Annotated in this window: 11 protein-coding genes; 6 read left to right on the top strand and 5 right to left on the bottom strand. The window is 50.9% G+C overall.

The genetic code is table 11. The features are described 5' to 3' along the window. Positions 1 to 44: 44 nt before the first annotated feature. Complete coding sequence (locus IEY24_RS26695; protein ID WP_188938251.1) at positions 45 to 893, bottom strand: AraC family transcriptional regulator; 849 nt, start codon at positions 891 to 893, stop codon at positions 45 to 47. Next, positions 853 to 3438: a M1 family metallopeptidase gene (locus IEY24_RS26690; protein ID WP_229223193.1), complete on the bottom strand. Its 2586-nt coding sequence runs from the start codon at positions 3436 to 3438 to the stop codon at positions 853 to 855. The genes IEY24_RS26695 and IEY24_RS26690 overlap by 41 nt, the downstream gene beginning before the upstream one ends. A 108-nt stretch (positions 3439 to 3546) precedes the next feature. Here IEY24_RS26690 and IEY24_RS26685 point away from each other — a divergent pair, with 108 nt between their 5' ends. The 4 genes from IEY24_RS26685 to IEY24_RS26670 are packed head-to-tail and all read left to right on the top strand — an operon-like array spanning position 3547 to position 7988. Then, positions 3547 to 3849: a hypothetical protein gene (locus IEY24_RS26685; RefSeq protein WP_188938247.1), complete on the top strand. Its 303-nt coding sequence runs from the start codon at positions 3547 to 3549 to the stop codon at positions 3847 to 3849. 27 nt (positions 3850 to 3876) lie between these two features. Further along, on the top strand, positions 3877 to 6243 hold the full coding sequence (locus IEY24_RS26680; protein WP_188938245.1) for a S9 family peptidase: 2367 nt from the start codon (positions 3877 to 3879) through the stop codon (positions 6241 to 6243). A gap of 59 nt (positions 6244 to 6302) precedes the next feature. Then, on the top strand, positions 6303 to 7085 hold the full coding sequence (locus IEY24_RS26675) for a 3-keto-disaccharide hydrolase (protein WP_188938243.1): 783 nt from the start codon (positions 6303 to 6305) through the stop codon (positions 7083 to 7085). Positions 7086 to 7103: 18 nt separating this feature from the next. Then, a complete protein-coding gene (locus IEY24_RS26670; protein WP_188938240.1) occupies positions 7104 to 7988 on the top strand; it encodes a cyclase family protein in 885 nt (294 codons plus the stop codon). A 99-nt stretch (positions 7989 to 8087) separates the two neighbouring features. On the opposite strand, the gene IEY24_RS26665 is transcribed toward IEY24_RS26670, so the two are convergent. Further along, the gene (locus tag IEY24_RS26665; RefSeq protein WP_188938238.1) at positions 8088 to 9365 is read right to left on the bottom strand and encodes a PQQ-dependent sugar dehydrogenase; all 1278 of its coding nucleotides are present in this window, start codon (positions 9363 to 9365) and stop codon (positions 8088 to 8090) included. Positions 9366 to 9487: 122 nt separating this feature from the next. On the opposite strand from IEY24_RS26665, the gene IEY24_RS26660 reads away from it, so the two are divergent. Both IEY24_RS26660 and IEY24_RS26655 read left to right on the top strand, forming a co-directional pair. Beyond that, positions 9488 to 9814, top strand: a complete 327-nt coding sequence (locus tag IEY24_RS26660) for a hypothetical protein (RefSeq protein ID WP_188938237.1) — start codon at positions 9488 to 9490, stop codon at positions 9812 to 9814. A 118-nt stretch (positions 9815 to 9932) separates the two neighbouring features. Beyond that, positions 9933 to 11156 carry an AGE family epimerase/isomerase gene (locus IEY24_RS26655; protein WP_308420642.1) on the top strand — a complete coding sequence of 408 codons (1224 nt, stop codon included), beginning with the start codon at positions 9933 to 9935 and terminating at the stop codon, positions 11154 to 11156. Here IEY24_RS26655 and IEY24_RS26650 read toward each other — a convergent pair whose 3' ends face one another. Both IEY24_RS26650 and IEY24_RS26645 read right to left on the bottom strand, forming a co-directional pair. Then, a complete protein-coding gene (locus IEY24_RS26650; protein WP_188938236.1) occupies positions 11157 to 13331 on the bottom strand; it encodes a c-type cytochrome domain-containing protein in 2175 nt (724 codons plus the stop codon). It lies immediately after the preceding gene. Between the two features lie 47 nt (positions 13332 to 13378). Then, positions 13379 to 14833: a DUF1501 domain-containing protein gene (locus IEY24_RS26645; protein WP_188938235.1), complete on the bottom strand. Its 1455-nt coding sequence runs from the start codon at positions 14831 to 14833 to the stop codon at positions 13379 to 13381. Between the last annotated feature and the right edge of the window lie 15 nt (positions 14834 to 14848).

The raw sequence follows: 14848 nt of genomic DNA, 5'->3' as shown, positions 1-14848 counted from the left end.
GAAGAAGGGTAATGATTGGACTAATCGCGGTTTCTCCACAACTTCTATTTGCGGTATTCGTCCCGGAACTGCCCCGCCGACCTCCCCGTCACTTTTCGGAATAGCCGGGAGAAATAGCCGTGATCTTCGTAGCCCAGCCCGAATGCAATCTCCTTAATACTCAAATCAGTGTAATACAAAAGCCTTTTGGCTTCCATAATCACTTCGTTCTGGATCCAGTGGCTCACCGGCTGTCCGGACGTTTCCTTGACAACCTCATTCAGATACGACGATGTGATACTGAGCATTCCGGCGTATTCGGAAGGACTTTTCACAGTTTTAAAATGCTGCGACAAAAGTTTACGGAATTGTGAGGTAATGGCCGACGAGCGCGTCTGCCCGGTTCGCTGTAAAACTTCTTTTTCAAAAAGCGACGTAAAAATACCCAGACACGTTTTCAGCATCGACCGTACGACAGGCTGCCCATATTGCGATGGCGTCTGATAAAATTCCAGCAGTAAATGGAGACTCCGCATGAGCAGATCGGTCTGCGACGGATCCAGACTAACCGGAAAGCCATACAATGCATATTCATCCACCACTGCCCGGTGGTGCTCGTCGAGCAAGCTCATGTCCACAGCGAGAAACCAGCCATAGGACCCCGACGATTCCAGGGGATAGTGCACCTGGCCCGGCATAATACAAAACACACCGCTGCCTTTTAGCTCAATCTCCCGAAAATCGACCATCAACCGTGCATGGCCGTCCTCCTGAAAGAAGAAATTCCCATGATCGTCGCGGTGTGCGTCCATATGCGGCGCATTCATCTGGTTCATCCGGTCGATGCGGTGCAGGGAAATCCCCAATCCCGACTCATTGCTGAGATAATGCAGGGGAATGCTCTTTTTGGGCATAGGTATCAGCTAGTTTCACGGAGCGGTCGAGCAGGTCGGTCGCTTGCAATATTTTGTTTTTCAAGAAGTAGGGATAATCCGGGTGCTCTTTCAAAAAAGTTTTGGCAATTGCGGCCGCTTCCGGTGATGAATGCCCTGCGAAGGTATTGTGCAGCCAGCGGGTCGGGAAAAAAATATCGCCGGTAAGCTGTATCTCCTGCAAGAGGTCGAGCGATGGGCGCAGGTATTTCAGTGCGCTTTGTGCCCGCAATGGATGATGCAGATAGGTCAATGCGTCCAGCACCCAAGCTTCCTTCCCGCGGTTTTCCTCTTTTTTTAATGTTTCAAAAAACGCGTCGCGCTCCGCTTCGCTGGCGCTCAATGCAGGTATCACAAACTGCATTCTCGCCTTCCTGTCGGGGTTTTTGATTGCGCCGAGCTGCTCGTTCAAAATAGCCTTCCCATCGCCCTTCCCCTTCAATGCCAGCTCGTAAGCGAGCGAAATCTTGTCTTCTTCCGATAGTACGAGGCCCTCTACTTTGAGTTTTCCTGTCCAGAGCCCGTGCATTTTCTGCCATCCGTCGTCCGTCAGCGCGAGCGATTTGAAAGCCCGGAAATAGGATGTCTGAATGCCTTTGTCCTTCGTCGTATTTAAAAGCTGCCAAATCAGCTGTTCCGCCTGCATCTGGTACAAGGCACGCTGGTTAGCATTTAAAAACACCCACCAGCTGCTTTGCACGTTGCCAAGCAGATAATCTACCAAAAGAGGATTTCGTTCTTTCGGTAGTACATTCAATGTATACCGTACCAACTTCTCCGGCGCGGGGCCATCGCCGCGCAGCAATCCTTCCCAAATATTCACCAGCATTGCCCCCTTGAAAACCGGATCGGACCAAACCGCATTCGTACTGCCATAGTTTTCGAAAAACCAGGCTTTCGCGACCGTATCCATTTTAAAATAACCATAACCAGTCCCGTCACTATTCGGGAAAATCAGGTTTCGCGCGCCGCTTGGCATGGCTTTCAACACCAGCGGCTGCTCCCAGGTACGTCCCGATACGGAATCCTTCTCCTGCACCAGCTTGCCCGACTCGACGCGATACCCCGGCATTCCGGGCGTTTTCACCCACACATTGCTCCAAGCTGCAATATCCTGCGGCGTCCGCTTGTCGACAATGCCGATCAGATCGTCCCATCGGGCATTCCCGAACGAATAGGTTTTCAGGTACTCACGCAGGCTTTCCTGCATCATCTCCTCCCCGATCCTTCGCTCCAACTGCCGCATCACGATCGGCGCCTTCATATAAATAATCGCTCCGTACAGCGTCCCGGCATTCTTCAGGTTGCCCAACTGCTGCAATATCGGGTTCGTTCCAGCCGTCCTGTCCACCTCGTAGGCATTAGGGTAATGCGCCAAAAGAAACCTCAGCTCATGGTTAATCTCCGGAAAACTAGGATGGACGATCTTAGCGGCCATAAAATTCGCGAATACCTCTTTGAGCCACACATCGTTGAACCAATCCATTGTCACCAGATCGCCGAACCACATATGCGCCGATTCGTGCGCGATCACGCTCGCGCGGGCCATTTTGCGGTTCACCGAAGCATTCTCATCCAGAAACAACGCCGGTTCGTTATAAAAAACAGCACCGGGGTGCTCCATACCACCATATTGGAACGACGGCAGCAAAACAAAATCGAATTTCCCGAAAGGATAATCGATGGCCGTATACTGTTCGAGCCAGGCAAGGGATTTGGCATGCAATTGAAAAACCTCGTCGCGGTTACGGTTCACTTTCACCGTATCCGTTTCCCGGTAGTACATGGTCATCTCCCGGCCGTCTAAAACTTTTGTCTCTTTGAAAAATTTGCCGGCGGCGAATGCAAACAGGTAGGAGCTGATGGGTTTCGTCTCACCAAACTTGTAAACGCTCCTGCCCTTTTCGACAGTTCTGGCGCTCAGCTTCCCATTCGAAACCGCTTCCCAGTCCGCAGGCGCTTTTAAGGTCAGTTGATAGGAAGCTTTGAGGTTCGGCTGGTCGAAGAGCGGGAAACACGTCGAAGCACGATCGGGCACGAAAAGCGTGTACAGATAATCCTCGCTCCGGTTCAGCGACTGGTCGCCGGCAACAAAATCGATACCGACTTCATTTTTGCCCTTACTCAAATGCTTTGCATCTAAAACAATATGCTCATTGATAAACTGATACTCCACTTTTTCACCCCCCACACGCACTTCCTGCAAATGGCTGGCATCCGCATTGAAATCCAGTACAAGCGCTGAATCGAGCGCATCTATATAAAATGAGATCGTCTCCCGTCCCGAAATCTTCGCCGTTTTCTCAGCCGGAATATCCAGCTCGATCGTATAGCGGATGCTATCGATATGTTGTTTACGGTATTGATTCAGCGCAAATGAAACACCTTTTTCAGGGATGGGGCCTTGCGGACGGGTGCAGGCGAGGGAGGCCAAAAGTACGGCGGCTGTAAAAATCAGGGAGCGTGGTGAAGTCATCGGATTAAGGATACGCTCAAAAATAGCATATTCGAGTTCAATAGAAATCAAATCTCTTCGCCGATTCCGTTACGAAGCGTAACATTTTTGTATATTGGAACAAAAAAAGCACACTATGAACGTAATGGAGGTCCGGATTCGGATCGCTGCGCTACCAGTATGAAAACGATCACTGAAACAAGGCCTGAACAGCTCAACGAACTGCTTCAAGCCGCAAGGGAAACTCTGGCAACGGCCCAAAACTACCTTTCGAAAGACGGTAAGATATACGAGCTGCACGACTGGGTCACAGTCGCCGAATATTGCAGACGGTTCAACATCCCCAATACGCAAACTGTCAGCAACTGGATCAAGCGGGGTGTTATTCCGGCAGAGGATACGGTTGTAATTGAAGAGTATAACAATATTCGCCTGATCAAAGCTGTCCCCTACCAGGACAAAAAGGTTGCCCACGGCAACTAATTATATTGCATTTCCTAACCTTAAAACATGAAGCATCTTTACAAATTCGCATTTCTTACCTCCATTTTTTTTGCAAACAACCTCCACGCCCAATCCCTCGCCCCGCTCACCGTCGAGAAAATTATGCGGGACCCGAAGACGTGGATCGGGACGTCTCCAAGCGATATTACCTGGGCCGATGATTCCAAAACGGTGTATTTCAATTGGAATCCGGATAAAAACCCTTCCGATTCGCTCTATGCTTATTCACTGGCAAGCAAAAAGATCAGCAAAGTTGCCCCTGCCGACCGGCGACGGATGACCGGTAAAAACGGCATTTACAACCGCTCCCATTCCATGCGGCTTTATGAAAAGAATGGCGATCTTTTCATTGTGAACTATAAGGATTTCGCGATCCGGCAACTCACGAATACGACCGAAAGGGAGACCAATCCTGCATTTAGCCTGAACGAAAGCGCTGTCATTTTCGAGCGCGGCAACAACCTTTTCAGCATTACATTGGCTTCCGGGCTTATCAGCCAGTTTACCGATTTTAAAACAGGGACAAAAAAGCAGGATGGCAAACCCAGCGAGCAGGAAAAATTCCTGAAAGCGGATCAGCTCTCGATGTCTCAGGTACTGAAAGAAAGGAAAAACAAAAAGGATGACGGCAAAAAGATAACCGACGCAGACAAACCTGCCAGGCCGAAGGAGATTTACCTCGGCGAAAAGAATGTTTCAAACCAGCAGCTCAGTCCCGACGGCCACTATGTTACTTACCGGCTTACCCAAGCGGACAAAAGTGCCAAATCGACCATTGTGCCTAACTATGTGACGGAAAGCGGTTTTACCGAAGACATCCCGGCCCGTACAAAAGTAGGCGCACCGGAGTCGGAAAGCGAACTTTGGGTATACGACGTCCGAAAAGATACCGCGAGAAAAGTGGCGACAGAAACGATACCGGGCATTTACGACAAACCCGATTACCTCAAAGATTATCCTAAACAAGATTCGGCAGGAAAGAAAAAGGAGCGCAAAGTCATTTTTCACGGCCCATTCTGGTCGGATAACGGGCAAAATGCCGTGATTGTGATTCGTTCACTGGATAGCAAGGACCGCTGGATCATGTCTTTCGATCCCGCGACGCTTTCGTTGAGGCTCCTCGACCGCCAGCGCGACGAAGCGTGGATCGGCGGGCCGGGCGTGGGCGGCTACCCGCAGAGCGCCGGGGAAACAGGCTGGCTCGACGACCAGACGATCTATTTCCAAAGTGAGGCGACAGGGTACTCGCATTTGTACGCATTCAACATTACGTCCGGCAAGAAAACAGCATTGACTTCCGGCCGGTTCGAAGTACAAAACGTCGTCCTCTCGAAGGATAAAAAGAATTTCTATCTCATTACCAACGAAGTACACCCGGGCGAGCAGCATGTCTACCGCATGCCCGCGACAGGTGGCATGCGTACGCGCCTCACGCACACGCCCGGCGCGCATGAGATGACGCTCTCGCCCGACGAGAAAAATATCGCCATCCGCTTTTCCAAAAGCAATGCGCCCTGGGAGCTCTATCTGCTCGACAATGCGTCCGTCAAAAATACGCAACCGGTTCAGCTCACGCGCTCCGTTTCACCGGAATTCCTTTCCTATCCCTGGCGCGAGGCGAAGGTTGTGACGATCAAAGCCACGGACGGCCAGCCTATTTATGCTCGGGTTTATGAACCGAAACAGTCGAATGGGAAGGCAGTGATATTTGTCCATGGTGCAGGTTACCTGCAAAATGCCCATAAGTGGTGGAGCCAGTATTTCAGGGAATATATGTTCCATAATCTGCTCACCGACAAAGGCTACACCGTGCTCGATATGGATTACCGAGCCAGCTCGGGTTATGGCCGCGACTGGCGCACGGGCATTTACCGCTTCATGGGCGGGAAAGACCTCACCGACCACACCGACGGTGCACAGTGGCTCGTGAAAACCTACGGCGTTGACCCTAAAAAAATCGGCATTTACGGCGGCTCCTATGGCGGCTTCATCACATTGATGGCGCTGTTCACGACACCGGACGTATTTACAGCCGGCGCCGCACTGCGCCCTGTTACCGACTGGGCCGCCTATAACCAGTCGTACACGGCCAATATCCTCAACGAACCACAGGCCGATAGTCTCGCCTACCGTAAAAGCTCACCCATTTACCACGCAGCCGGCTTGAAAAACAATCTGCTGATCTGCCACGGAATGGTGGATGTAAATGTGCATTATCAGGATGTTGTCCGCCTGGCGCAGCGGCTTATCGAGCTGGGTAAAAACAATTGGGAGCTGGCCTCCTACCCCATGGAGGACCATGGATTTGTGGAAGCATCGTCGTGGACGGACGAGTACAAGCGTATTTTGAAACTCTTTGAAGAGAAGTTATAACACGGTGGTGAGTAAATAATAATTTCCAACCCTTATATCCAGGTATAAAAAACAACAATATGAACCGAAATTTCTCGAAGCTGAAAAGCATTTTCCTCGGCCAGGCGCTCGCCATCGCATGCACGGGCCTCGCGCACGCACAGGTGGGTGTAGGAGTAAAAGCCCCCAAAGGCGCAGAAGTGTATCTCGACGGCAGCCGCAAAATGCTTGACGAAAAATGGATCTACTGGGAGGGCCCGCGGTTTGCGGCCAAGCCGCCGATCAAATGGACGGTCGTGAATGACCCCGTCGATAAAGGTACCGTGATCAACTGCAACGATCCGGCGTCGGCGGGCGGGTTGTACGGCTCAGCGGATATTGTTACGAAAAAACAGTTTAAGGATTTTCGCGCGCATGTGGAGTTCCTGATCACCAAACCGGGGGGAAACAGCGGTGTTTACCTCCAAAACCGGTACGAGATCCAGGTGCTCGACGGCGATACTACCTCGCACGGAATGGCAGCGGTGATCAATGAATCCAAATCGCCGTATTATGCCTATAATGGCATCGGCAAATGGAATTCATATGATATTCTTTTCCGCGCAGCGCGGTTCAAGGACGGGAAACTCGTGGAGCAGCCAATGGTAACGCTGTATTTCAATGGCAAGAAAGTGCATACCAACCAGAAGATCAGTCAGGTTTGGGGTGGTAAAAACTCGGGTATCGATGGTGGAAACGACGGCGGGAAAGGAATTACCGACACACCCGGCGGACTGAAATTGCAGTCGGAAGGCCACGATGTGTATTACCGCAACATCTGGATCAAGGAAACGGAACTGGACAAGGCGGACACCAATTTTTGAAATACATGACAATAACCTATGGATCACAGGGTAGTTTTTGATTTTGATATTGAATTTACAAACGGCGGAGGCATTCAGGGGCAGGATTTCCGGCTCGACATTACCGGCGAAACGATCACCGATGAAGAACTGGCCGATTACATCATCGCAGACCTCCGACTGCTAATGGTCGGACAGGTTAAGATCCTCAACAAGTTTTACATTCAGGAAAAACATAAACGCCAGCCGGTTGATCAGCCATCGCCGGAACTTCTGGTGGATTTGAGCCATACCATTTTTGATGGCCTGATCACCTACAAAGGCCTTCCAGCGCCGTTAATTTGTGATTTTCTCAGCCGTGAAGATTCCAGAGGCCGATACGAAGAAGGTACCGAATTCCAGATCGGCAAAATCGAAATGGTCAGTAACACAGGCACCTATATTGACTGTCCGTTTCACCGGTACGGGCATGGGAAAGACCTTTCGGAGGTCCAATTGGAATCATTTGCAAACCTCGACGCGGTCACGATCGACGCAACGGGGGCTTTGGAGGTGGGTGTTGATTTCTTCAAAGATCTCGAAATCCGAAACAAAGCCGTCATAGTTCGCACCGATTGGTCGAAAAACTGGAATACCGAGGCCTATTTCGAAAACCATCCATTTCTAACGGGTGAGGCGGCCGGATATCTGCGCGATTGCGGCGTGAAACTGGTGGGGATCGACAGCCACAACATCGACGACACCCGTGGTAACAGCCGCCCGGTGCACACCATTCTGCTGGGCGCCGAAATTCTGATCGTCGAGCATCTATGTAATCTGGAAAAACTGCCTGCGTCCGGCTATTTGTTTAGTGCGGTACCGCCGAAGTTCAAAGGCGTAGGCACATTTCCGGTGAGAGCCTTCGCCACATTGCCGAAGGTGTAATTGTTACGCTGCTTATAAATATAAAGAGGTCGAATCAAAAGAGTGAAAACACATTCCGTTAATCACATTTAATTCGACCTCTTTTATTCAATCCTCAGGCTATTTCTTTTTATAGGCAATTTTAAAAATAGTGCCGTTCAGGTCGTCGGTCACGTAAAGCGCACCGTCGGGCCCCTGCGCGAGACCGCACGGGCGGTGCTGAATGGGACCGGTCGGTTTAGCGAGATCGGTACCTGCGAAATTATCGGCGAAAATCTCCCATTTACCCGGTTTCCCATTCACAAACGGCACGAACGCTACCAGATAGCCCTTTTTCAATTCAGATGATTGGCTATGGAAAGCGATGAACGCGCCATTCCGGTAACGTGCCGGGAACATATTGCCCGTATAGAACATCAATGCATTGGGCCCTAAATGCGCCGGAAAAGCTACCAACGGATCGATTGCTTTTTCTCCGCCTGTCTTCTTGCCATCGCCGCCATATTCGGGTGCAAGCATTTTTTTGTTCTGAAAATGATCGTAATAAATGTACGGCCAGCCCGCATCGTCGCCCTCTTTGAGGCGATAAAGCGTTTCGGCAGGAAGCTCGGCGCTATTCTTGGGCGTATAATATTGCGGATACATGTCGTCGAATTTGCCGCGGCCGTGCGTGGTAGCATATAACGCATTGGTTTTGTTATCCCAATCGATGCCCACCGCATTTTTCACGCCCGTGGCGAAACGCGTGCCGTCGGAGAACTGCTGGTTCAGCTGGCCCGCCTTGAAACGCCAGATCCCGCCTGCCGAATCGAGGATGGTGCAAGGCGACATCCCCTTGGCTGAGCCCGTCGCACGGCAGTTGTCGTTGTATGAACCTACCGTCACGTAGATATTCCCTTTGTTATCCAGCGCAAGGGGCTTTGCATTGTCCCTACCGTGGTCGGTAAGCCCGCTAATGATATTTTCGGGTTTGTCGAAATCGATGATTTCGTCTTTCGCATTCAGTTTATACCTGAAAACGCCTTTGTTGGAAGAACTGTACAGAAAGCCATCCTTGATCGCGATGCCCGTGCCGGGATACTCCCCGAAAAGTTTCTGCTCATCGATGGCGCCGTCGCCATTCGTGTCGCGCAGCAGATAGATACCCTTACCATCTTTGAGTTTGGAAAGCTTTACATACATGTCGCCATTTTTACCCACCACCATATGCCGGGTGGCGCCGAGATCGGTAGCAAGCACGGTAGCCGAAAAGCCTGCCGGCAATTTCAGTTCTTTTGCGTCAACGGGCGTGTAGAGGGGGGATTTAAAGGGGGGCTGGTTGCGGTAACCGAACAGCGCGGTGGCGGCTGCTGCCAGCACGACCAGGGCGCCGGTTGACCGGATTAATTTTCTTTGCATGCAATCGAAAAATTGGGTGAAAACATTTATTTTAGATAAAAGCGTCCGGGAATGCTTTTTTAACCAATACCCGGAAAACAGAAAACCGACTATCTGATTCAGTACACTTAACCATTACAACTATGGGCCCAAACGATCAAGACGATGAACTATATGATGAAGACCTTCCCGGCAATTATCCCGCGGAAGAAGACATTTTCCGCCAGGGCCTGATCGATCCGGATATCGACCCCGAAGATACTTCCCGCATCAAGCGCGAACTGGAGATAGATTCGGATGACTGGAATGAAAAGTCGTTTGAAGACGACCTGACCGGCGAAGATCTCGACGTCCCGGGCTCGGAATACGACGACGACGATGAGGCGATCGGTCGTGAAGATGAAGAAAACAATTATTACAGCCTCGGCGGCGACAACCACGAGAGCCAGGAAGAAAACCAGGGCGATTGACGCGCCGTTAAATCCTAAGCAAAAAGCCTGATGCATTGTGCATTAGGCTTTTTTAATGGCCATCACTCGAAAAGAAAAAGCTACCGACAGAATTTTAATAGGAAATCTCACAGCAAGTATGAAGTTACGCCCGGTTGCTTTTTTTACAAAAAAGACCAGAACCATGGCCGCATTCACGCCCGAAGCATTTAAGAAAGAGTTTATAGCTATCCTTGATTATTGGGGAAAATATGGGCCTGATCCTGAAAAGGGTGGATTTTACGGGCGGGTAAGCTATGAAAATCAGCCGGTGAAAGACTCGCCCCGTTCGGTTGTACTCACTGGGCGGCTTTTATGGACGTTCTCGCTCGCACACCGGTTGTTGAAGGAGGCGAAATACCTGACGCTGGCGGACCGCGCGTATCAGCAGCTGGTTAAAAACTTCATCGATTCCGAACATGGCGGCGTGTATTGGTCCGTGAATGCGGATGGCTCGCCATTGGAAACAAAAAAGCAGATCTACGGTAATGCATTCGCGATGTACGGGCTGGCGGAATATTATCGTGTGACGCATTTTAAACCTGCATTAGAAAAGGCGCAGTCGCTTTTTGAGGTGATTGAAAAACATGCTTTCGACCCCGTCAACGGCGGTTACCGCGAGGCATTTGCCCGAGACTGGTCACCTACGGATGATTACATTCTCAGCAAAAGCCCGTGGAACAAAAGCATGAACACGCACTTGCATTTGGTGGAAGCCTATACGAACCTGTACAGCGTGTGGCCGGATGCAAAGCTCAAAAAACAGACTGCCGGAATGCTCGATGCCATCATCACGCACATCGTCAACCCGAAAACCGAAACCATGCAGCTGTTTTTCGATGAAAAATGGAAAGCGAAAGACCATATCGTTTCGTTCGGGCATGACATAGAAGCATCCTGGCTGCTCTTCGAAACGGCGGAAATATTGCACGACAAGAAGCTGATCGCCCGCATGAAAAAGAAGTCTATTGCGATGGCGATCGCGGCTTCCAAAGGCCTCGGGCCGGATGGTGCATTAAACTATGAATACGACCCCGAAACAAAACATACCCAAACAGACCGCAGCTGGTGGGTTGCTGCCGAGCAGCTCGTGGGTTTTTATAATGCCTACCAGCTCACGAAAGATGCTCAGTTTAAAACAAAAGCCGAAAAAAGCTGGGATTACATCGTCAACGAGTTCGTCGACCACGAAAGGGGCGAATGGTTTGGCACCGTGAAAGAGGATGGTACGCCCGTGAAAGGCGACAAAATCAACTTTTGGAAATGCCCCTACCACAATGCGCGCGCCTGCGCGGAAATGTGGCGCAGGCTCGGCAAAGCGTAATTAATTCAGGAACATTTCATCCACGAGCAGCAAGGCACGTTTGTCTTTGTTACGGTGCCACACGGGTATTTTGCTGAGTGGTTTGGCTATGATTTTAATGTAAGAAACCTGCTGCGGTTTGAACGACCCCGCCACACTCTGTAATGATGGCCTCTCCCCTTTCACAGGCATCGGTGCCTTGAACTTCGTGAGCAGCTTCATATTGTCGCGCGTGGTACCACCCCATATTTCGACCAGCTCGGGAGGAAAAATGCCGGTATCTTCTTCCACCATGTAGCGCACGCCCAGCGACGACAGCGTCACCGGCTTCTTAAATTCCGAGACGAAAGCCATGTCGTTGTCCCTAACCCCCGCCCAGTTGTTGGCCCAGGCGGGATTGTTGGCTCCGATAACCCCCAGTTTATGATCAAAGAATGTCTTCACGCCTTCGGCCTGGTGCACGCGGTTCAGTGGAGCGAGCAATGTGCCGCTGTCGGGTTGGTAGGCACTTTTGTAGTAATCGAAAACGATCATGTCGCTGCCATACCAGCCATTTTTGTAGGCTTTGGCACGGATGGTGGTATTGCTGTTGATTACCGTTTTGTGATCGAGCAATGGCGACCTGATACTGTCGGGCTCGGAGCCGTCCATGCTGAAACGCACATCCACCCCTTTGATCGGATGCTGAATATCGACAACCAATGTCTGCGCAAAAATCGGCGACGCATTCCGCATTTGCGGAGGATTGAGTTTGAGTGGGTTTTTGCCATCGTCTTTGAAACCTCCGATGATAGTCATGCCCTTGTTCGCCTGTTGCAATTGCAGCACATCTGCGGCAGATAGCTTCGTATCCCAAACGGCCACGGTCTTGACACTCTTCAATTGAGGTAACAGCCCTTTCAAATCGTTCAGATTCAGTTTTGTACCGGACAATGTGAGGTTTTGCAGATATTTCAAACCTGCCAATTCTTTTAAACCCGCCGCGCTGACGTCCGTAAAGTTGAGATCGAGCTTGCGGAGGTTTTCAAACTTCGCAATGCTTTTCACATCGGCGTCTTTGACAGGCATTTTGTTTAAATTCAATGAAATAACCTGTTTATGGATATCTGCCAGTTCGTCCAATTGCTTCACATGATAGGCCGAAGCATTGTAAATATTCACTGCCAGCGCCGGCGATTCACGCGCCAGGGGCAGGATCGTGCGGTAGTCGGTATTCAGAGATTTGACTTTATCTTCGTCGGCAGCAGGAAAATCGTATGCTTCTTGCTGGCTGTGCGGTTGAAGGAATGCCGCAGCCATCACCCGGAGCGAGTCGGATACGGGCAAATCGGTCAGTTTTTTATTAAAATCCGCTTTTTGCTTCACCCATAATGTAAGCAACGAGATCTCCTGCAAGGTAAGCTGTGTTTTTCCCGACGGCGGCATGTGCTTTTTTTCTTCCATGGGCAAATGCACCCTTTGCAGAAGCAGGCTCATTTGGGGGTTACCTGGAACGATCAGCTTGCCTGATTTCCCCCCTTTCATGATCGACTTGGGGTCTGTCAGGATGAGCTCGCCTTTCAGTTTGTCGGGATTATGACAGCTTGTACATTTTTGTTCAAGAATGGGCCGGATCACATGGGCATACACCATGGCCTGATCCAAAGGAACTTCCGCGACTTCTCTTTTACTGGAAATTGGCTCCCAAATGAAATTGCTGCCATGTGTAAGCGCGGCGCCGAAATGCCCGGTCAATACCAGCGCCACCACCGTCAGCAGGGCGCCGGCCTTGGCCGTAACTGACTTGTACCATCCGGCATTCCTCACCCAGTAGATAATGGATGCAAAAAAGAAGATGCCCGCGCCCGTCCATTTGTGGTAATTCAGCGTAGCGCCCTCGTAGCCTTCCTCGCGGGATAGAAACAGGCCCATTATCACCGTCACAGCCGCAAAGAGCGTTCCTATGAGCAACAGGCCCTGTAAAAAGTTGCGGTAAAATGCATTTTCAGCGTATTCCGGTTTGAAACGGAAGAATTCCAGCAGCATCGCCAGCAGCAGGATCACGATCGGGAAGTGCAGGATAAGCGGGTGCATCCGGCCGATAGTTTGCAGCCACGCCGGAATGACGAGTTTGCTTTCGAAGAGCAGTAAAAACAGTATGAAAATATTGGAAGCAACTAATAACTGTTCCGCGAAAACCCTGAGTCTCAAATGCATTTAAAATTCCACCAAAAAATTGATCAATGATAACAACTCTCAAAAAATCAGCTGATAATGTCCCGTACCACCTTGCCCGAAACGTCGGTGAGCCGGTAACGGCGGCCGAGGTGCTTGAATATAAGCTTCTCGTGGTTCAACCCGAGTTGATGCAGTATCGTAGCCTGAAAATCGTGCACATGCACCGGGTCTTTGGCAATGTTGTAGCCAAGTTCGTCGGTTTCGCCATACACCATTCCGGGTTTGATGCCGCCGCCGGCCATCCATACCGTGAAGCAACGCGGATGGTGGTCGCGTCCATAGTTTTCGGGGGTAAGCTTGCCCTGCGTGTAGCTGGTGCGCCCAAACTCTCCGCCCCAGATCACGAGCGTTTCATCCAGTAATCCTCTCTGTTTCAAATCGGTTACCAATGCCGCAGAAGCCTGATCGACGTCCATTGCCTGTTTGGTTATTTCAAATGGCAGATTACCGTGCTGGTCCCAGCCCTGGTGATAAAGCTGTACAAACCGCACGCCGTTTTCGGATAGCTTGCGCGCAAGCAGGCAGTTGGCCGCGTACGTACCCGGAACGAGGCATTCGGGGCCGTACAGTTTGATAATATCATCCGATTCTTTGGACAAATCCATCACCTCCGGCACCGCTGTTTGCATACGGTAGGCCATTTCATACTGCTTGATCTTGGCGGCAATCTCCGGATCGCCGAATTCTTGGTACGACAGATCATTCAGTTCGGAAAGCTTGTCGAGCATATCGCGACGCTCTTTCCGATCCATTCCGTCGGGGTCGCGCAGGTAAAGCACCGGATCTTCGCCTTTACTGAACTGCACGCCCTGATGCACAGAGTCGAGGAAGCCGTTGGACCACAATTTGGAATACACTCCCTGTCCGTTACCCACACCGCGTGACAGCAAAACCGTAAAATTCGGCAGGTTTTTATTCTCATTACCAAGCCCGTAGCTCAGCCAGGAGCCCATACTCGGCCGGTTACCCTGTTGCGAGCCGGTTTGAAGGAATGTCAAAGCGGGATCGTGGTTGATCGCCTCGGTATACATCGAGCGGACAAAACACAGGTCATCCACGATTTTGGAAGTATAGGGCATGAGGTTACTCACCCACGCCCGCGACTGGCCATATTGTTTGAAATCTACGAACGACCCCACGAGCGGAAACGATGCCTGATTGGCCGTCATGCCCGTAAGCCGCTGTGTCCCCCGCACGGAAGGCGGGATTTCTTGCCCAAACATTTCGCGAAGCTTCGGTTTGTAATCAAAAAGCTCCTGCTGCGAAGGTGCACCGTTTTGAAATAAATAAATCACCCGCTTCGCCTTGGGCGCAAAATGCGGGATACCCGGTGCAAGGCCTTCCTCTTCCAATCCTCCCCCTTTCAACAGGTCGGGCATGAGCAGCGAGCCCAGCGCGACGCTTCCGATCCCCAGGCTCATGGTAGACAGAAAACGCCTTCTGTTGAAACTAAATCCGTGTTCAATGATTTCCTTTTCCATTGTCGTCCGTCGCCG

The organism is Dyadobacter endophyticus (assembly GCF_014641595.1).
GTDB lineage: Bacteria > Bacteroidota > Bacteroidia > Cytophagales > Spirosomataceae > Dyadobacter > Dyadobacter endophyticus.
Note: the sequence above shows the minus strand (reverse complement) of the source record. Positions and strands in the feature narration are given on the sequence as shown.